The organism is Pseudomonas sp. MOIL14HWK12:I2 (assembly GCF_000510745.1).
Taxonomy (GTDB): domain Bacteria; phylum Pseudomonadota; class Gammaproteobacteria; order Pseudomonadales; family Pseudomonadaceae; genus Chryseomonas; species Chryseomonas oryzihabitans.
Genome location: NZ_AZOA01000003.1, coordinates 439,748 through 457,454, shown reverse-complemented (window position 1 = coordinate 457,454; position 17,707 = coordinate 439,748). Strand labels below are relative to the sequence as shown.

Annotated in this window: 14 protein-coding genes; 5 read left to right on the top strand and 9 right to left on the bottom strand. The window is 65.2% G+C overall.

All coding sequences use genetic code 11. From position 1 onward, the window contains the following. Positions 1-146: 146 nt before the first annotated feature. The 9 genes from PSK12I2_RS0102150 to PSK12I2_RS0102110 form a co-directional block, all read right to left on the bottom strand. Positions 147-1,172 carry a peptide ABC transporter ATP-binding protein gene (locus PSK12I2_RS0102150; RefSeq protein WP_037007462.1) on the bottom strand — a complete coding sequence of 342 codons (1,026 nt, stop codon included), beginning with the start codon at positions 1,170-1,172 and terminating at the stop codon, positions 147-149. Further along, on the bottom strand, positions 1,159-2,190 hold the full coding sequence (locus tag PSK12I2_RS0102145; protein WP_007159551.1) for an ABC transporter ATP-binding protein: 1,032 nt from the start codon (positions 2,188-2,190) through the stop codon (positions 1,159-1,161). Before PSK12I2_RS0102145 ends, PSK12I2_RS0102150 begins: the two co-directional genes overlap by 14 nt. Next, the gene (locus PSK12I2_RS0102140) at positions 2,187-3,098 is read right to left on the bottom strand and encodes an ABC transporter permease subunit (protein ID WP_027597109.1); all 912 of its coding nucleotides are present in this window, start codon (positions 3,096-3,098) and stop codon (positions 2,187-2,189) included. Before PSK12I2_RS0102140 ends, PSK12I2_RS0102145 begins: the two co-directional genes overlap by 4 nt. A gap of 22 nt (positions 3,099-3,120) precedes the next feature. Further along, positions 3,121-4,131 carry an ABC transporter permease subunit gene (locus PSK12I2_RS0102135; RefSeq protein ID WP_007159549.1) on the bottom strand — a complete coding sequence of 337 codons (1,011 nt, stop codon included), beginning with the start codon at positions 4,129-4,131 and terminating at the stop codon, positions 3,121-3,123. Between the two features lie 357 nt (positions 4,132-4,488). After that, a complete protein-coding gene (locus PSK12I2_RS0102130) occupies positions 4,489-5,907 on the bottom strand; it encodes an OprD family outer membrane porin (RefSeq protein WP_027597108.1) in 1,419 nt (472 codons plus the stop codon). Between the two features lie 144 nt (positions 5,908-6,051). Further along, positions 6,052-7,644 carry an ABC transporter substrate-binding protein gene (locus tag PSK12I2_RS0102125; protein WP_027597107.1) on the bottom strand — a complete coding sequence of 531 codons (1,593 nt, stop codon included), beginning with the start codon at positions 7,642-7,644 and terminating at the stop codon, positions 6,052-6,054. A gap of 42 nt (positions 7,645-7,686) precedes the next feature. Further along, a complete protein-coding gene (locus PSK12I2_RS0102120; protein ID WP_027597106.1) occupies positions 7,687-9,285 on the bottom strand; it encodes an ABC transporter substrate-binding protein in 1,599 nt (532 codons plus the stop codon). Positions 9,286-9,355: 70 nt separating this feature from the next. Beyond that, positions 9,356-10,954 carry an ABC transporter substrate-binding protein gene (locus tag PSK12I2_RS0102115; protein WP_007159545.1) on the bottom strand — a complete coding sequence of 533 codons (1,599 nt, stop codon included), beginning with the start codon at positions 10,952-10,954 and terminating at the stop codon, positions 9,356-9,358. Between the two features lie 246 nt (positions 10,955-11,200). Next, positions 11,201-11,908, bottom strand: coding sequence for an SIMPL domain-containing protein (locus PSK12I2_RS0102110; RefSeq protein WP_007159544.1), 708 nt, complete (start codon positions 11,906-11,908; stop codon positions 11,201-11,203). Positions 11,909-12,084: 176 nt separating this feature from the next. On the opposite strand from PSK12I2_RS0102110, the gene PSK12I2_RS0102105 reads away from it, so the two are divergent. The 5 genes from PSK12I2_RS0102105 to kdgD all read left to right on the top strand — a co-directional run bounded on the left by PSK12I2_RS0102105 (position 12,085) and on the right by kdgD (position 17,660). Next, positions 12,085-13,344, top strand: coding sequence for an ATP-binding protein (locus PSK12I2_RS0102105; RefSeq protein ID WP_007159543.1), 1,260 nt, complete (start codon positions 12,085-12,087; stop codon positions 13,342-13,344). 16 nt (positions 13,345-13,360) lie between these two features. Continuing rightward, the gene (locus PSK12I2_RS0102100) at positions 13,361-13,921 is read left to right on the top strand and encodes a response regulator transcription factor (protein WP_007159542.1); all 561 of its coding nucleotides are present in this window, start codon (positions 13,361-13,363) and stop codon (positions 13,919-13,921) included. A 124-nt stretch (positions 13,922-14,045) separates the two neighbouring features. Then, positions 14,046-15,779, top strand: coding sequence for an ABC transporter ATP-binding protein/permease (locus PSK12I2_RS0102095; RefSeq protein WP_027597105.1), 1,734 nt, complete (start codon positions 14,046-14,048; stop codon positions 15,777-15,779). An 83-nt stretch (positions 15,780-15,862) separates the two neighbouring features. Next, positions 15,863-16,615, top strand: coding sequence for a FadR/GntR family transcriptional regulator (locus PSK12I2_RS0102090; protein WP_027597104.1), 753 nt, complete (start codon positions 15,863-15,865; stop codon positions 16,613-16,615). 133 nt (positions 16,616-16,748) lie between these two features. Beyond that, complete coding sequence (gene kdgD / locus PSK12I2_RS0102085) at positions 16,749-17,660, top strand: 5-dehydro-4-deoxyglucarate dehydratase (protein WP_007159539.1); 912 nt, start codon at positions 16,749-16,751, stop codon at positions 17,658-17,660. The last annotated feature ends 47 nt before the right edge of the window (positions 17,661-17,707 follow it).

Sequence of the window (17,707 nt, the reverse complement as noted above, 5' to 3'; positions counted from 1 at the left end):
GCTCTATCGCGGCCATGGGCCGCTCCTACGGGTTCTGATCACCATGTAGGAGCGGCCCATGGCCGCGATAAGAGAGTTGCTGCTACGTACCAGCGTCAGTGAGTAGGTTGGATTGATCGCCAGTGAAGCCCAACGGCGCCGTTGGCCTACAGAAAATTCTCCGCATAGTGGCAGGCCACCTGGCGGGCTTCCACGTTGCGCAGCGCTGGGACCTCGGTCTTGCACTTTTCCGTCGCATAGGGGCAGCGGCGGTGGAAGACGCAACCGGGTGGCGGATCCAGCGGATTGGGCAGTTCGCCCTGGATGCGGATGCGCGGCTTGCTCGGATCCGGGTGCAGACTCGGGGTGGCCGACAGCAGCATCTGGGTATAGGGATGCAGGGGCCGCTCGAACAGCAGGTCGCGACTGGTCTTTTCGACGATGCAGCCCAGGTACATCACCATCACCTCGTCAGCGATGTGGCGCACCACCGAGAGGTTGTGGGAGATGAACACATAGGCCGTGCGGTACTGCTGCTGCAGATCCATGAACAGGTTGAGCACCTGCGCCTGGATGGACACGTCCAGCGCCGAGGTCGGCTCGTCCGCCACCAGCACCTTGGGCTGCAGCATCATGGCGCGGGCCACGGCGATGCGCTGGCGCTGGCCGCCGGAGAACATGTGCGGATAGCGCTGGTAGTGCTCGGGCCGCAAGCCCACCTGCTGCATCATCGCCTGCACCTTCTCGCGCCTTTCGGTGCGCGACAGGCTGGTGTTGATCTGCAGCGGCTCGGCCAGCTGGTCGCCGATCTTGCGCCGCGGATTGAGCGAGGCGTAGGGATTCTGGAACACCATCTGCACCTCGCGGCGCAGCTCCTTGCGGCGGGCGGCGTCGGCCTGGGCCACGTCCTGGCCGCCGATGACCAGGCTGCCGGCGGTGGGCTGCTCGATCAGCGTCAGGGCACGGGCCAGGGTGGACTTGCCACAGCCCGACTCGCCCACCACGGCCAGGGTGCGCCCGGCCTGGAGGTCGAAGGAGACGCCGTTGAGCGCCTTGACCGTGGCGCTGTCCTTGAACAGCCCGCGGGAGATTTGATAGTGCTGGGTCAGGCCCTTGGCTTCGAGCACGAGGTGCTCGGGCGCCTGCTCCGGGGCAGTGGAGCGGGCGAGGACGGTGGCTTCAGACGGCGCCATGGCGATCCTCCGGCAACTGGCTGGGACGTTGATGTTCGGGCAGCACCTCGGGGGCTTCGCCCGGGGCGACGTTGCGCGGGAAGAAGCAGCGCACCGCACCGCGGTCATAGGGCTCCAGCGCCGGACGCTCCTGGCAGCGTGGCTGCACATAGGGGCAGCGCGGACTGAGCAGGCAGCCGGCCGGCCGGTCATAGCGACCGGGGACGATACCGGGCAGGGTGTGCAGGCGGTCCGTCTGGCTGTGCTCGGGGATAGCCGCCAGCAGGGCTTCGGTATAGGGGTGGGCGGGGGCGTCGAACAGCGTCGGCACCACGCCTTTCTCCACCGCCTGGCCGGCGTACATCACCACCACGCGCTGGGCGGTCTCGGCCACCACGGCGAGGTCGTGGGTGATGAGGATCAGGCCCATGCCCTCGTCGCGCTGCAGATTGACCAAGAGCTCCATGATCTGCGCCTGGATGGTCACGTCCAGGGCGGTGGTGGGTTCGTCGGCGATCAGCAGGCGCGGCTCGGCGGCGATGGCCATGGCGATGGCGACGCGCTGGCTCATGCCCCCGGACAGCTGGTGCGGATAGGCGCCGAGACGGCTGGCCGCGGCCGGGATCTCGACCTTTTCCAGCAATTCCAGGGCGCGCTGGCGAGCGGCGCGACCCTTGAGGCCCAGATGCTGGCGGATCACCTCTTCCAGCTGGAAGCCCACGGTGTAGCTGGGGTTGAGCGCCGTCATCGGGTCCTGGAAGACCATCGACAGCTCCTTGCCGATCAGGTGGCGCCGGCGGCGACCCTTGAGGCTGAGCAGGTCCTGGCCGTCGAAGGCCAGGCGGTCGGCGGTGATGCGGCCGGGGTGATCGATCAGGCCCATCACGGCCATCATGGTCACCGACTTGCCGGAGCCGGACTCACCGACGATGGCGACGATTTCGCCCTGATCCACCGTGAGATCGAGGCCTTCCACCACCGGCGGAGCGTCGGCGCCGCCGAAGCGCACCGAGAGGTTCTGGATTTCGAGGAGGCTCATGACTGCACCTTCAGACGCGGATCGAGGGCATCGCGCAGGCCGTCGCCCATCAGGTTGATGGCCAGCACGGTGAAGAGGATGGCGAGACCCGGCAGGGTCACCACCCACCAGGCGCGCTCGATGTAGTCACGGGCCGAGGCCAGCATGGTGCCCCACTCGGGAGTGGGCGGCTGCACGCCGAGGCCGAGGAAGCCCAGGGCGGCGGCATCGAGGATCGCCGAGGAAAAGCTCAGGGTGGCCTGGACGATCAGCGGCGCCATGCAGTTGGGCAGCACGCTGACGAACATCAGCCGCAGGGTGCCGGCGCCGGCCAGCCGCGAGGCGGTGACGTAGTCGCGGTGCAGTTCGCCCATCACCGCGGCGCGGGTCAGGCGCACATAGGACGGCAGCGAGACGATGGCGATGGCCACCACGGTGTTGATCAGGCCTGGGCCGAGGATGGCGACGATGGCCACGGCCAGCAGCAGCGACGGCAGCGCCAGCATGATGTCCATCAGGCGCATGATCACCGGACCGGCGCGATTGGGCGAGAAGCCGGCGACCAGGCCGAGCAGGATGCCGGGGATCAGCGAGAAGACCACCGAGGCCAGGCCGATCAGCAGCGACAGCCGGGCGCCGTGGATCAGTCGGCTGAGCAGGTCACGCCCCAGCTCGTCGGTGCCCAGCGGGAACTGGCTGTTGCCGCCCTCCAGCCACAGTGGCGGGGTGAGCATGAAGTCGCGGAATTGCTCGCTGGGCGCATGGGGGGCGACCCAGGGCGCGAAGAGCGCGCAGAACACCACGATGACCATGAAAATCAGCCCGCCGAGGGCGCCCTTGTTGCGGGCGAAGGCGTGCCAGAACTCCTTGAAGGGAGAGGGATAGAGGGCGCTCGGGTCTTGAGCGGCCGGGGTGTTTACCGTTGTCATAGGCTCTGTCCGTTTGGGCGCATCAACGCTGGTGGCGGATGCGCGGATTGACCAGGCCGTAGAGGATGTCCACGACGAAATTGACCAGGATGACCAGGGTGGCGATCAGCAGGATGCCGTTCTGCACCACCGGGTAGTCCCGGGCGCCGATGGCCTCGATCAGCCACTTGCCGATGCCGGGCCAGGAAAAGATGGTCTCGGTGAGCACCGCGCCGGAGAGCAGGCTACCGACCTGCAGGCCGAGCACGGTCAGCACCGGGATCAGGGCGTTGCGCAGGGCGTGGACGAAGACCACCCGCTTGGGCGACAGGCCCTTGGCGCGAGCGGTGCGCACATAGTCCTCGCGCAGCACCTCGAGCATGGCCGAGCGGGTCATGCGCGCGATCACCGCCAGGGGAATGGTGCCCACCACGATGGCCGGCAGGATCAGGTGCTTGAGGGCATCGACGAAGGCGCCGGGCTCGTCGGAGAGCAGGGTGTCGATGAGCATGAAGCCGGTGCGCGGCGGGATGTCGTAGAGCAGGTCCAGGCGACCGGAGACCGGAGTCCAGCCGAGCTGCACCGAGAACAGCATGATCAGCAGCAGGCCCCACCAGAAGATCGGCATGGAGTAGCCGGTCAGGGCCACGCCCATCACCCCGTGGTCCACCGTGGAGCCGCGCCTGAGGGCGGCGATGATGCCGGCCAGCACGCCGAACACCGTGGCGAACAGCATGGCCGCCACCGAGAGTTCCAGGGTGGCCGGGAACAGAGTCAGGAATTCGTCCCAGACCCCGACGCGGCTGCGCAGGGATTCGCCGAGGTTGCCCTGGGCGAGATTGCCGATGTAGTCGAAATACTGCTGGTACAGGGGCTTGTCGAGGCCCAGGCGGTGCATGGCTTCGGCGTGCATCTGCGGATCGACGCGGCGTTCGCCCATCATGACTTCCACCGGATCGCCGGGGATGAGGCGGATCAGGGCGAAGGTCAGCAGGGTGACGCCAAAGAACGTCGGTATCAGCAGCCCGAAGCGACGGGCGATGAAGGCGAGCATCGGAGGGGGTATCTCCTCTTGAGGCTGATCAAGACGGCGCGAGTACGTGCCCGGCCGCGTTTTTAAGTGAAAGCCCGCTCAAAAGCCCGCAGGCTTTTGATCTGACTCTCAGACGGGGGTCCGGATTCATCCCTGCGCGGACCGTCCTGGTCCGCGACGAACGCGGCCTGCCAGCGGCAGCCTCGTTCGGTCCTACGAATAGGTTCGAAGAGCGCTCTGGGCCAGCGCTCCAAACCCGGCAGACTACCACGTTGCCACGGCCGTCGATATCCTCGACATGGCCAGGGCTTCGCCGGTGTTCGCGACGCGATCCCGGCGAGATGCCGGGCGCTGCACGAAATCCGCCGGGTTTCGTCATCACAGCAGGTTGAACGGCAGGGTGGAGACTAGGCGCAGCTCCTTGACGTTGCCGTCGACCTGGTTCTGGCTGGCGCGGTGATCGGTCAGCAGCAGGCGGAAGCGACTGTCCTTGAGCGTGCCCTGCTGCACCTTGTAGGTGGTGACCAGGCCGATCTCGTGGTGCTTCTCGCCATCCTGCTGCAGGACCTCGGCATAGTTGGCGTACTTGCCGGCGCCGGCGTCGTAGTGGGTGCCGTCGATGTCCCAACCCTTGGCGTACCAGACGCCGGTGCTCAGGCCAGGCACGCCGAAGTAGCTCCAGTCGGTTTCGTAGCGGATCTGCAGCGACTTCTCGTTGGGGCCGTTGTAGTCCGAGACCAGGGAGTTGGCCAGGTAGATGGCCGCGGTCTCGTGGGCGTAGTCGAAGTACTCGTTGCCGTCGATCTGCTGGTAGGCCAGGGTCAGGCTGTGGGCCTGGTGGCTGCCGGTGAACGCCAGGCTCCAGGCGGTGTTGTCGATGTCGCCGGCCTTGGCGCTGCCGGCGTCGACGGTGCGATAGGCGTTGGCCACCGCCTTCCAGGCAAAGGTGTCGAGCGAGCCGCCGGCCTGGGTCACGCTCAGGAAGTACTGGTTCCAGACGTCTTCGAAGTTGGCGCCATAGACGCTGACTTCCCAGCCCTGGGGCAGCTTGTAGTTGCCACCGAGAAAGCTCAGGCGGTCGGCGGTGACCTCGCGGGTGCCGTACTCGGTGGTCCACTTCTCGTCGCCGGCACCGGTCCGCGGACTGACGCGGGTGAAGCTGCCACCCTGCAGCGAGAGGTTGTCCCATTCGTCGCTGGTCAGGGCGAAGCCGTCGAAACCGGAGGGGAAGGGCCGGTTGTCGTTGTAGCTGATCACCGGGGTGTCGAGCATGAAACGACCGATCTTGAGCTCGGTGTTGGAGACGCGGAAGCGCGCGTCGGCGATGCCCAGCTTGGACCACTCGGCATGGCCCTCGCCCTCGGCGTTGGCCAGGGTGCGGTTGCCGCCGCCACCGATCTGACCCTTGCCCCGCTCCAGGTTGGTGGCCTGATAGCCCGCCACGTCGATGCCGAAACCCACCGGGCCCTGGGTGTAGCCGGAGCTGTACTTGAGCGCCGTGGCCTGGACCCAGGTATTGCGCGAGTGGGTGCGCACCCGGGTACCGTTCTTGGTGTAGCTGAAGATCGGATCGGAGCTGGTCTCGCGGGCGAAGAAGTTGCGCGTGGCCAGGGTCAGGCTGTCGTCGGCGAAGAAGCCCTTGGCGCCTTCCTGGCCCTTCACCGGCTTCTGCACGTTGGGCAGGGTCTGGACCTCGTTGGCGTAGCTGGGATCTTCCGGCGCCGGGGACTGGGCGTGGGCGGTCAGGGCCAGGGTGAGTAGCGAGAGGGCGAGGCCTCCACGGTGGATGTTGGTCATCAACTGTGCTCCAAAGCGGTCGTTTTTCTGTTTTTTTGGGCGTTTCCGGCACGACCGAACCCGTCGCGCCGAAACACGGCGCGAGGCGGGAAAGGTCGAGGGGCGGGCCGCCCGGGCCCGGTCGCTTACGGCATCAGGTGCCGATCAGTCGAGGGTCACCGTGGAGAAGTCGTAGACCCCCAGCGGACTCTGCACATAGCCCTGTACCTTGGGTTGCAGGACGTCGGTGAACAGCGGATGCGCCAGCGGAATCCAGGGCATCTGCTGGTGGAAGATCTGCTGGGCCTGTTCGTAGAGGGCGGTACGCTGAGCCGGGTCGTTGATGCGCTTGGCCTTTTCGATGGCGTCGTTGAAGGCCTTGTCGCACCAGAAGGCGCGGTTCTCGCCGCCCTGCACCGCGGCGCAGCTCAGGTTGTTGGTGAGGAAGTTGTCCGGGTCCCCGTTGTCGCCGGTCCAGCTCATCATCATCAGGTCGTGCTCGCCGGCCTTGGTGCGCTTGACGAATTCGCCCCACTCGAACTGGGTGATCTCGGCCTTGATGCCGATCTTGGCGAGGTCGCCCTGGATCAGCTGGGCCACCAGCGCCGGACTGCCGCCCGGGCCGGTGCCGGTGCTGATGTAGTACTTGAGGGTGAAGCCATCGGGATAGCCGGCTTCCTTGAGCAGCGCCTTGGCCTTCTCCACGTCATGGGGCCAGGGCTTGATGTCCTTGGCGTAGCCCAGCAGCGAAGAGGGATAGGGATTGATCGCCGCCTTGGCGCCGCCTTCGCCGAACACCGTCTTCAGGTAGTTCTGCTGATCGAAGGCCATGGCGATGGCCTGGCGCACCCGCACGTCGCTCAGCGCCTTGTGCTTGGTGTTCAGCGCCAGGTAGGAGGTGGTCTGGCTTTCCACCTGGGCCAGCTTGAGGCTCTTGTCCTGCTTGAGCATCGGCACGTCCTGCGGCTTGACCGTCAGGCCAATCTGGCACTCGTTGTTGCGCACCCGCTGGATGCGCACATTGGGATCCAGGGTCACCGCCAGCACCAGGCCGTCCATCTGCGGCTTCTTGCCGAAGTAGTCTGGATTGACCTTGTAGCGGGTGTTGGAATCCTTGGCATAGCGCTGGAAGACGAAGGGACCGGTGCCGATGGGCTTCTGGTTGATGTCGTCGGTCTTCTTGCTGGCCAGCAGGCTGTCGGCGTATTCCTTGGACAGGATCGAGCCGAAGGCCATGGCCAGGTCGGCGAGGAAGGGCGCCTCGGGCTGGTTGAGGGTGAAGCGCACGTGGCTGTCGTCCACCTTGTCGATGGACTTGATCAGGGTGCCCATCTCCATGGCGGCGGCATAGGGATAGCCGCTCGGGGAGAGGTTGTACCAGGGATTGTTCTTGTCGAGCATGCGCTCGAAGCTGAACACCACGTCGTCGGCGTTGAAGTCGCGAGTGGGCTTGAAGTAGTCGGTGGTGTGGAATTTCACCCCCTGGCGCAGGGTGAAGGTGTACTGCAGGCCATCCGGGGAGACCTCCCAGCTTTCGGCCAGGCCCGGCTCCAGCTCAGCGGTGCCCTGCTTAAATTCCACCAGGCGGTTGTACAGCGGGGTGGCCGAGGCGTTGAAGGTATAGCCGGAGGTGTAGCGACCCGGATCGAAGCCTTCCGGATTGGCCTCGGTGCAGACCACCAGGGGGCGTGCCAGGGCGGCATTGGCCGTCAGGCAGAGGAGGGCGGCGAGAGACAGCGAGAATAGCGGTTTGGACACGGAAGGCTCCTCGTGAAGGCCCGCGAGGCGGGCCGGACAGGGTCAGCGGTCGAGGCTTACGCCATAGAAACCGGTGACGCCGAAGGGGTTGATCTTGAAGCCCTGCACTTCTTTGCGCATGGGCTGGGACACCACCGAGTGGGCCATGGGGCTCACCGGCATCTGCTGGCGAATGATCTGTTGCGCCTGCTCGTAGAGACGGGTGCGTTCGGCGCGATCATTGCTGGTCTTGGCCTTCTGGATGAGGGCGTCGTAGCTCTTGTCGCACCAGCGCGCATAGTTGCTGCCGCCGATGGCGCTGCAGCCATAGAGCACGCCCAGCCAGTTGTCGGGATCGCCGTTGTCGCCGGTCCAGCCATAGGTCAGCACATCATGTTCGCCGGCCTTGGCTCTCTTGATGTATTCACCCCATTCGTAGCTGACGATCTTGGCCTTGATGCCGACCTTGGCCCAATCCTGCTGGATCATCTGCGCCGACTGGCGGGCGTTGGGGTTGGAGGCGCGCTGTACCGTCATGGCCCAGAGCGCGATCTCGGTGCCGTCCTTGATCCCCGCCTGCTTGAGCAGGGCCTTGGCCTTTTCCGGGTCGTAGGGCGCGCCCTTGATGTTCTTGTCGTAGGACCATTGGTTCGGCGGGATCACGTTCTGCGCGACCTGGCCGGCGCCCTGGAACACGGTGTCGACGATGGCCTGCTTGTTGATGGCCATGTCCAGGGCACGCCGCACCTCGGGCTTGTCCAGCGGCGGATGCTGGACGTTGTAGGCGAGGAAGCCGACGTTGAAGCCCGGCTGCTGCAGCACCTTGAGCTGCGGATCCTGCTTCATCTCCACCAGGTCCGCCGGACGCGCATAGCCGCTCACCTGGCATTCGTTGGCCTTGAGCTTCTGCAGGCGGGTGGCGGCATCGGGGGTGATGGCGAAGATCAGGTTGTCGAGCTTGACGTCCTCGGGCTTCCAGTAGTCCGGATTGCCCTTGAATCGGATCACCGCATCCTTCTGGTAGCGGCTGAAGACGAAGGGGCCGGTGCCGATGGGCTGCTGGTTGAGCAGCTCGGGCTTGCCCGCCTTGAGCAATTGCGCGGCGTACTCCGCCGACTGGATGGAGGCGAAGCTCATGGCCAGGTCGGCGGCAAAGGCGGCGTCGACCTTGTTCAGGGTGAAGACCACGGTGTGGTCGTCGACCTTGGCCACCTTGGCGATGTTCTGGTCCAGCCCCATGTCGGTGAAGTAGGGGAATTCCGTGGGATAGGCCTTACGGAACGGCTGCTCCTTGTCGAGCATGCGCTGGAAGGTGAAGACCACGTCGTCGGCGTTGAAGTCGCGCGTGGGCTTGAAGTAGTCGGTGGTGTGGAATTTCACGCCCTGGCGCAGGTGGAAGGTATAGGTCTTGCCATCCGCGCTCACGTCCCATTGGGTCGCCAGGCCCGGCTCGAGGGTGGTGCCGCCACGCTGGAACTGCACCAGGCGGTTGAAGACCGTTTCGGCCGAGGCATCGAATTCGGTGCCCGAGGTGTATTGCGCCGGATCGAAACCGGCCGGGCTGGCTTCCGAGCAATAGACGAGGTTGCTCGCCGCCTGGGCGAGCGGAGCACAGGCGAGCAGGCTCGCCGCCAGCAACGAGTAGGCGTAGGGAAGGCGCATGGGTCTCACTCCATCAGTCAAATGAACGGCCAGGGTCGGGAGTCTAGCTCCCGACCCTGGCCAAGAGGCTTCACTTGCTGACGCTGACGCCGTAGAACTCGTTCAACCCGAAGGGGCTGATCTTGTAGTCCTGGACTTCCTTGCGCATCGGCATGTAGACCGTGGAGTGCGCGATGGGCGTCATGGGTACCTGCTGCTTGAGCACCTGCTGGGCCTGTTCGTAGAGCTTGGTGCGCTCGCCCTGGTCGGTCACGCGCTTGGCCTTGACCACCAGGTCCTCGAACGGCTGGTAGCACCAGCGGGAGAAGTTGTTGCCACCGATGGCCTTGCAGCCGAAGAGGGTCGCCAGCCAGTTGTCCGGGTCGCCGTTGTCGCCGCTCCAGCCGATCAGCATGATGTCCTGCTCGCCACTCTTGGAACGCTTGATGTACTCGCCCCATTCGTAGCTGACGATCTTGGTCTTGACGCCGATCTTGGCCCAATCCTGCTGCAGCATCTCCGCCATCAGGCGCGCATTGGGGTTGTAGGGACGCTGCACCGGCATGGCCCAGAGGGTGAGCTCGGTGCCTTCCTTGAAGCCGGCTTCCTTGAGCAGGGCCTTGGCCTTTTCCGGATCGTAGGGCGCGTCCTTGATGGACTTGTCATAGGACCACTGGGTCGGCGGCATGCTGTTGACGGCTACCTGACCGGCGCCCTGGTAGACGGCGTTGATGATGGCTTCCTTGTTGACCGCCATGTCCATCGCCTGGCGTACCTTGAGCTTGGCCAGCTCGCCGTGCTCGACGTTGTAGGAGATGTAGCCCAGGTTGAAGCCTGGCTGCGACGGCAGCTTGAGATTCGGGTCCTTCTTCAGCCCGTCCAGGTCGGCCGGACGCGGATAGACGGTGATCTGGCACTCGCCGGCCTTGAGCTTCTGCATCCGCACCGAAGGATCGGTGTTGATGGAGAAGATCAGGTTGTCCACCTTGGGTCCATCGACCTTGTCCCAGTAGTCCGGGTTGGCCTTGTAGCGGATCACCGCATCCTTCTGGTAGCGGCTGAAGACGAAGGGACCGGTGCCGATCGGCTTCTGGTTGATCTCGGCCGCCTTGCCGGCCTTGAGCAGCTTGTCGGCGTATTCGGCCGACTGGATCGACGGGAAGGGCATCGCCAGATTCTGCAGGAAGGCGGCGTCCACTTCGTTGAGGGTCATGCGCACCGTGTAGTCGTCGACCTTTTCCACCTTGGCGATGTTCTGGTCGAGGCCCATGTCGGTGAAGTAGGGGAATTCGGTGGGGTAGGCCTTACGGAACGGATTGTTCTTGTCCAGCATGCGCTGGAAGGTGAACAGGACGTCATCGGCATTGAATTCGCGGGTCGGCTTGAAGTAGTCCGTGGTGTGGAATTTCACGCCCTTGCGCAGGTGGAAGGTGTAGACCTTGCCGTCTTCGCTGATGTCCCAGCTTTCCGCCAGACCCGGCTTGACCTGGGTACCGCCGCGCTCGAACTGGGTCAGCTTGTTGAAGATGGTTTCCGCCGACGCATCGAAGTCGGTGCCGGTGGTGTATTGCGCCGGATCGAAGCCGGCCGGGCTGCCTTCGGAGCAGAACACCAGGTTGGTCGCCTGGGCCAGGGGTGCGCCGGCCAGCAGACCGGAAGCGAAGAGGGCAGCGAGTACGTTCTTGTGCATGGAGACCTCATGTCGGGGACGGCGCAACACGATGTGGCGTTGCGAAACAGAATGCCGATGTCTTGTGGACAGATGAGCCCACATGCACAGCCTGTGCCCATGTCCATAGCTCAGGCGAGCTATTGACCCCAGGCGACCCAAACACAAAACAGATGTCGCAAAGATGTAAGACAAGGTGTCGCGGCAGGAAGTCGGTGCGCACCAAAAGTGCGCACCGAAACAGCGTTGTTACTTTTCTGCACTAGATCAGGGCATCTGTACTTCGATGGTACCGCCCGCGGTCACTTCGACGGTGGTGGTGCCGGGGGCGACATCCGGGGTCACGGCATCGCTGGCGGCCTTCATCGCCGACATGCGCAGCATCGGCAGCGGCTGGGGTACGCCGCTGGTACCCAGGTCCAGGCTGACGATGCGATAGCCCGAGCCACCCAGGGCTTCGGTGGCCAGCTGGGCGCGCGCCTTGAAGGCGGCCACGGCGTCCTTGAACAGGGCATCCTCCTGCTGCTTGCGGGTGCCATCGGCGATGGTGAATTGCAGATTGCCCATCTTCAGGCTGCCCAGCAGCTCGCCGGTCAGCTTGGACAGGGCGGCGAAGTCGGCGCTTTCCAGGCGCAGTTCACCGCGCTCGCGCCAGGCGTTGATGGCGCGGCCCTGGTCTTCATAGACCGGATAGGTGTTGCGATTGCCCAGGGAAACGTCCACCCCCTTGACCTTGCGCGCCTGCTCCAGGGCGGCGTTGAGGGTCTTGGTGGTGTCGCTGGCCAGGGCGGCCGGATCCTGGCCCTGGCTTTCGGTGTAGAGCATGACCTGCATGCGGTCGCGCGGGACCTCGCGGCTGACCTCGGCCCTCAGGCTGATCTGGTTGTAGCGCGGCTCATCGGCCTGGACGCCGGTGGCGAGCAGGGTGCTGAACAGCGCGGCGCCCAGCACGAGCGGGCGTAGGGGAAAGGTCATGGTGTTCTCCTGATTGGCAGTCCGAAAGCGGTGTGACCGCGGACCTGGCGGATGGTGCGTCGCTTTGCCGCGTCGGCGGCTGCGGGCGGATACCCATCGCTATAATGCCAAGTCTGCTCTGACCGGCAGCCCCGCGGGGCTGTCGTCTCGATCGTTTCTTGCGCCTGGAACCTCGCATGTTCTCCTTGCCTGTTCAATGGTTGTCCGCCAATCGCCAGAATCTCGGGCGCCTGGTCATCATCCGCGTGCTGGTGCTGGCCGCGCAGGCCGGCTCGGTGGGCATCGCCCGACTGTCGGGCATCGTCCAGCTGCCCTGGACGGCCCTGGCCATCACCCTGGGCGTCTCGGCCGTACTCTGCCTGTTCGCCGCCCTGCGGCTGACCCGCCCCTGGCCGGTCACCGAGCAGGAATACGCCGCCCACCTGGGCTGCGACCTGGCCATCCACAGTGCCCTGCTGTATTTCGCCGGCGGTCCGACCAACCCCTTCGCCTCCTATTACCTGGTGCCCCTGACCATCGCCGCGGCCACGCTGCCCTGGCTCTATACCCTGGTCCTGGCGGCCCTGACCCTGGCGGTCTTCTCGCTGATGCTGCTGTCCTACGAGCCGTTGCACCTGCTGGTGGCCAACGACGGCGCGGTGCTCAGCTACGGCATGTGGCTGAGCTTCGCCCTTTCCGCCGCGGTCATCACTCTGTTCGTCGCGCGCATGGCCACCGCCCTGCGCGAGCAGGAGAGCCTGCAGGCCCAGCGCCGCGAACAGGCCATGCGCGATCAGCAGCTGCTGGCCGTGGCCACCCAGGCCGCCGGCGCGGCCCACGAGCTGAGCACGCCGCTGTCCACCATGAGCGTGTTGCTCAAGGAGCTGCAGCAGGAGTACGCCGGTCAGCCGACCCTGAGCGAGGACCTGGCGCTGTTGCAGGCCCAGGTCGGCCAGTGCAAGCAGACCCTGCAGCAACTGGTGCGTGCGGCCGAAGCGGACCGCCGCCAGACGGTGCAGGAGCAGACCGCCGTTGAGTGGCTGGAGGCGACCATGGATCGCTGGCACCTGATGCGACCGGAAGCCACCTACAGCTTCGAGGTGGTCAGTCTGGGCACGCCACCGCGCCTGACCCCGCCGGTCGAACTTACCCAGGCACTGCTGAATCTACTCAACAATGCCGCCGATGCCTGCCCGGAAAACCTGGCCATCCGTCTGCACTGGGATGCGCGCGAGCTGTGCCTGTCGATCCGCGATCACGGTGCCGGCGTACCCCTGGCCATCGCCGAACAGCTCGGCAAGCCCTTCTTCACCACCAAGGGCAAGGGCTTCGGACTGGGCCTGTTTCTCAGCCAGGCCAGCGTCACCCGCGCCGGCGGCACGGTGAAGCTCTACAATCACGAAGAAGGCGGCACCCTGACCGAATTGCGCCTGCCGCGGCACTACGCCCTGGCGTGAATGCCTGGAGAATTCTATGACTGACGACCTCAACAGCGGTTTCGACGACCAGCCCCACATCCTGCTGGTCGACGACGATCCCACCTTTACCCGGGTGATGGCCCGCGCCATGGATCGCCGCGGCTTGCGCGTGTCCATCGCCGACAGCGCCGAGGAAGGCCTGCAACTGGCCAAGGAAGACCTGCCGGACTACGCCGTGCTCGACCTCAAGATGGAAGGGGACTCGGGGCTGGTGCTGCTGCCCCAGCTGCTGGAGCTGCACCCGGAGATGCGCGTGGTGATCCTCACCGGCTATTCCAGCATCGCCACCGCGGTGGAGGCCATCAAGCGCGGCGCCACCAACTACCTGTGCAAGCCGGCGGATGCCGACGACGTCCTGGCCGGCCTGCTCGCCCAGCACGCCGATCTCGACACCCTGGTGCCGGACAATCCCATGTCGGTGGATCGCCTGCAGTGGGAGCACATCCAGCGGGTACTGTCCGAACACGAAGGCAACATCTCGGCGACCGCGCGGGCGCTGGGCATGCACCGCCGTACCCTGCAGCGCAAGCTGCAGAAGCGCCCGGTGCGCCGCTGAGGGCTGGCATCGCCCACGATCGCCGTGGGTGACAAACTGTTACATTGTTTCAGTCAGAATTCGTTCAGGCTTTCCGGCATAGGCTGTGCAGGCGTCTCGTTGAGCAGTCCTTGAGAGTCCGAGCATGTCCGAATCCGCCGTACCCGTGCCCTCCGTCTACGGGGCTTCCCGTGGGCATTTCCTGGCCCGCGTCTGGGCTTTGATCACTCCCTACTGGCGCAGTGAAGAGAAAGGCAAGGCCTGGCTCCTGCTGTCCGTGGTCATCGCCCTGTCGCTGGCCGGGGTCGGCCTGTCGGTGGCCCTGAACACCTGGTATCGCTACTTCTACGACGCCCTGCAGAATCGCGATCTGGCCGCCTTCATCCGGCTGATGCTGTACTTCTGCGGGCTGGCCGCCACCGCCATCCTGCTGGCCGTGTACCGGCTGTACCTCACTCAGGCGCTGACCATCAACTGGCGGCGCTGGCTGACCGAAAAGCACTTCGGCCTCTGGCTATCCGACCGCAACTACTATCAGCTGGAACGCGAAGGCGGTGCCGACAACCCCGACCAGCGCCTCACCGAAGACATCCGCGACTTCGCCGAAACCACCCTGAGCCTCGGGCTGGGCTTCATCCGCACCGTGGTCAGCCTGGTGTCCTTCAGCGTCATCCTGTTCGGCATCTCCGGCGACATCACCCTGTTCGGCATCACCATCCCGGCCTACATGTTCTGGGCGGCCCTGATCTACGCCACCGTCGGCACCTGGCTGACCCATCTGATCGGCCGTCGGCTGATCGGTCTCTACAACCAGCAGCAACGCTATGAAGCCGACCTGCGCTTCGGCCTGATCCGCGTCCGCGAGAAGGCCGAGAGCGTGGCGCTGTTCCGCGGTGAGGCCAACGAGCACCGCCGTCTGCTGGATCGCTTCGGCTATGTCTGGGGCAACTACCACCTGGTGATGAACTACACCAAGCGGCTGACCTTCTTTACCGCTGGCTACAGCCAGATCGCCATCATCGCCGGCTTCGTCCTGGCGGCGCCGCGCTATTTCTCCGGCAAGATCCAGCTGGGCGATCTGATGCAGATCAACTCGGCCTTCGGCAATGTCCAGGAAAGTCTCAGCTGGTTCGTCGACGCCTACGTCAGCCTGGCCGGCTGGCGCGCCGTGTCCGATCGTCTGCTGACCTTTCGCGAGACCATGGCCGAATTCAGCCAGGAGACCGACATCCTGGTGCCCCATGCCAGTAGCAGCGACCTGGTCCTGGAAGGTCTTTCCCTGGGTGCCGCCGGCCGGTTGCTGCTGCATCCCACCGATCTGCGTATCGCCCGTGGCGAACACCTGCTGATCGAAGGCGCCTCGGGCAGTGGCAAGAGCACCCTGCTGCGGGCCCTGGCCGGACTCTGGCGGCAAGGGCAGGGCGGGATCGGCGTCCCGCCGGGGCGTCAGCTGTTCCTGCCGCAACAACCCTATCTGCCCATCGGCACCCTGCGCGAAGCCCTGGCCTATCCGCAGCCGGCGGATGCCTATTCCAACGAGCGGCTGGCCGAGGTGCTGCAGCAGTGCCGTCTCGATCACCTGCGCGAGCACCTGGATGAAGCCCGCCACTGGGAACGCACCCTGTCGCCCGGCGAGCAGCAGCGGGTAGCCCTGGCGCGGGCGCTGCTCTACGCCCCCGACTGGCTGTTTCTCGACGAAGCCAGCTCGGCGCTCAGCGAAGCGGACGAGCATGCGCTCTATGAGCGTCTGCTGGCGGAAAATCCGGGTCTCACCCTGGTCAGTGTCGGCCATCGTCCGAGCCTGCGCGCCTACCATCGCCGCCACCTGCTGCTGGAGGGCCAAGAACTGCGTCCTAGAGCGGTTGGCGAGGGTCGCTGATATGGACTAAGCGGTCTAAATCGGGCGTTTTCGGGAAGGGGGGTGCTATGATTCCAGAGTCCCTTCAATCGGTACGAGAATCCATGTCAGCAGCTACCGTATCCCGCCCCCGAAAAAGACCCCGCAGCCTGGCAGAAGAGGTCGTCGGAGTGCTTATTCAGCAGATCGGCGACGGCCAATTCCAGCCTGGCGACAAGCTCCCCACCGAGTCGGCCATCATGCAGGCCCAGGGCGTGAGTCGCACCGTGGTGCGCGAGGCCATTTCCCGGCTGCAGGCCGGGGGTTACGTGGAAACGCGCCACGGCATCGGCACCTTCGTGCTGGAGCGGCGCCCCGAGTCGCCATTGCCGATCGATCCGGCCACCATCACCACCCTCAAGGACGTCCTGGCGATGCTCGAATTGCGCATCAGCCTGGAAGTCGAGGCCGCCGGCCTGGCCGCCCAGCGCCGCTCGGCCGAGCAACTGCAGGCCATGTGGGCGCTGCTAGAAGCCATGCGCACCGGCGTCGAGCAGCCCGATCGCGCGGTGAGCGCGGATCTGGAATTGCACCTGCTGATCGCCAGTTCGACCGGCAATCGCTATTTCAGCGACATCATGAGCTACCTGGGCACGGTGCTGATTCCGCGCACCCGGCTCAATTCCGCCTATCTTGCCCACGACGACCAGCAGCTCTATCAGAAGCGGCTGGATGCCGAGCACGAAGCCATCGTCCAGGCCATCGAAGACGGCAACCTCGAGGCGGCTCGTTCGGCCATGCGCCTGCACCTGAGCAACAGTCGCGAGCGGCTCAGACGCGCCCATGAAGAAATGGAACGCCAGGCGGAAGAGGTCTGAAGCAGGGCTTTGACGTCGCGATAGGCATTTTTCTGGTTGGGGCTTGCCCCTTCCACAAAGGAGGTTGTACGATGACTTACAACGGGTAGCGGACCTGCCGCACCCTAGTCCAACCTATGCCGAGGCACTCAAGATGACTCCACAAGAACTCAAACACGTCCTCTCTTCCGGTCTGCTGTCCTTTCCGCTGACCGACTTCGATGCCAACGGCGACTTCCGCCCCGACACCTATGCCAAGCGCCTGGAGTGGCTGGCCCCCTACGGTGCGACCGCACTGTTCGCCGCTGGCGGCACTGGTGAATTCTTCTCGCTGGAAGCCAGCGAATACAGCGGCATCATCAAGACCGCGGTGGACACCTGCCAGGGCAGTGTGCCGATTCTCGCCGGTGTCGGTGGCTCCACCCGCCAGGCCATCGCCTATGCCCAGGAGGCCGAACGGCTGGGCGCCAAGGGTCTGCTGCTGCTGCCGCACTACCTGACCGAAGCCAGCCAGGACGGCGTGGCCGCCCATGTCGAAGCCGTCTGCAAGTCGGTCAAGATCGGCGTGGTGGTCTACAACCGCAACGTCTGCCGCCTGCAGCCCCATCACCTGGAGCAACTGGCCGAGCGCTGCCCGAACCTGATCGGCTACAAGGACGGCCTGGGTGACATCGAACTCATGGTCGCCATTCGCCGCCGCCTGGGCGATCGCTTCAGCTACCTGGGTGGCCTGCCCACCGCGGAAGTCTATGCCGCCGCCTACAAGGCGCTGGGCGTGCCGGTCTATTCCTCGGCCGTGTTCAACTTCATCCCCAAGACCGCCGTGCAGTTCTACGAAGCCATCGCCCGTGACGATCACCAGGCGGTCGGCAAGCTGATCGACGACTTCTTCCTGCCGTACCTGGAAATTCGCAATCGTTGCGCCGGCTACGCCGTCAGCATCGTCAAGGCGGGCGCCCGCATCGCCGGCTACGACGCCGGCCCCGTGCGCACCCCGCTGACGGATCTCAAGCAGGACGAGTACGAAAAGCTCGCCGCCCTGATGGACAAGCTCGGTCCCCAGTAAGATCCGCTTTTCGAGAGGGGCTCCGGCGCCTCTCCCCCCGTTGCACA

Excerpts from the sequence above, each read along its gene's own strand:
- PSK12I2_RS0102150 (WP_037007462.1), bottom strand. The coding sequence starts at position 1,172 with ATGGCGCCGTCTGAAGCCACCGTCCTCGCCCGCTCCACTGCCCCGGAG.
- PSK12I2_RS0102145 (WP_007159551.1), bottom strand. The coding sequence starts at position 2,190 with ATGAGCCTCCTCGAAATCCAGAACCTCTCGGTGCGCTTCGGCGGCGCC.
- PSK12I2_RS0102140 (WP_027597109.1), bottom strand. The coding sequence starts at position 3,098 with ATGACAACGGTAAACACCCCGGCCGCTCAAGACCCGAGCGCCCTCTAT.
- PSK12I2_RS0102135 (WP_007159549.1), bottom strand. The coding sequence starts at position 4,131 with ATGCTCGCCTTCATCGCCCGTCGCTTCGGGCTGCTGATACCGACGTTC.
- PSK12I2_RS0102130 (WP_027597108.1), bottom strand. The coding sequence starts at position 5,907 with ATGACCAACATCCACCGTGGAGGCCTCGCCCTCTCGCTACTCACCCTG.
- PSK12I2_RS0102120 (WP_027597106.1), bottom strand. The coding sequence starts at position 9,285 with ATGCGCCTTCCCTACGCCTACTCGTTGCTGGCGGCGAGCCTGCTCGCC.
- PSK12I2_RS0102115 (WP_007159545.1), bottom strand. The coding sequence starts at position 10,954 with ATGCACAAGAACGTACTCGCTGCCCTCTTCGCTTCCGGTCTGCTGGCC.
- PSK12I2_RS0102110 (WP_007159544.1), bottom strand. The coding sequence starts at position 11,908 with ATGACCTTTCCCCTACGCCCGCTCGTGCTGGGCGCCGCGCTGTTCAGC.
- PSK12I2_RS0102105 (WP_007159543.1), top strand. The coding sequence starts at position 12,085 with ATGTTCTCCTTGCCTGTTCAATGGTTGTCCGCCAATCGCCAGAATCTC.
- PSK12I2_RS0102100 (WP_007159542.1), top strand. The coding sequence starts at position 13,361 with ATGACTGACGACCTCAACAGCGGTTTCGACGACCAGCCCCACATCCTG.
- PSK12I2_RS0102095 (WP_027597105.1), top strand. The coding sequence starts at position 14,046 with ATGTCCGAATCCGCCGTACCCGTGCCCTCCGTCTACGGGGCTTCCCGT.
- PSK12I2_RS0102090 (WP_027597104.1), top strand. The coding sequence starts at position 15,863 with ATGTCAGCAGCTACCGTATCCCGCCCCCGAAAAAGACCCCGCAGCCTG.
- kdgD (WP_007159539.1), top strand. The coding sequence starts at position 16,749 with ATGACTCCACAAGAACTCAAACACGTCCTCTCTTCCGGTCTGCTGTCC.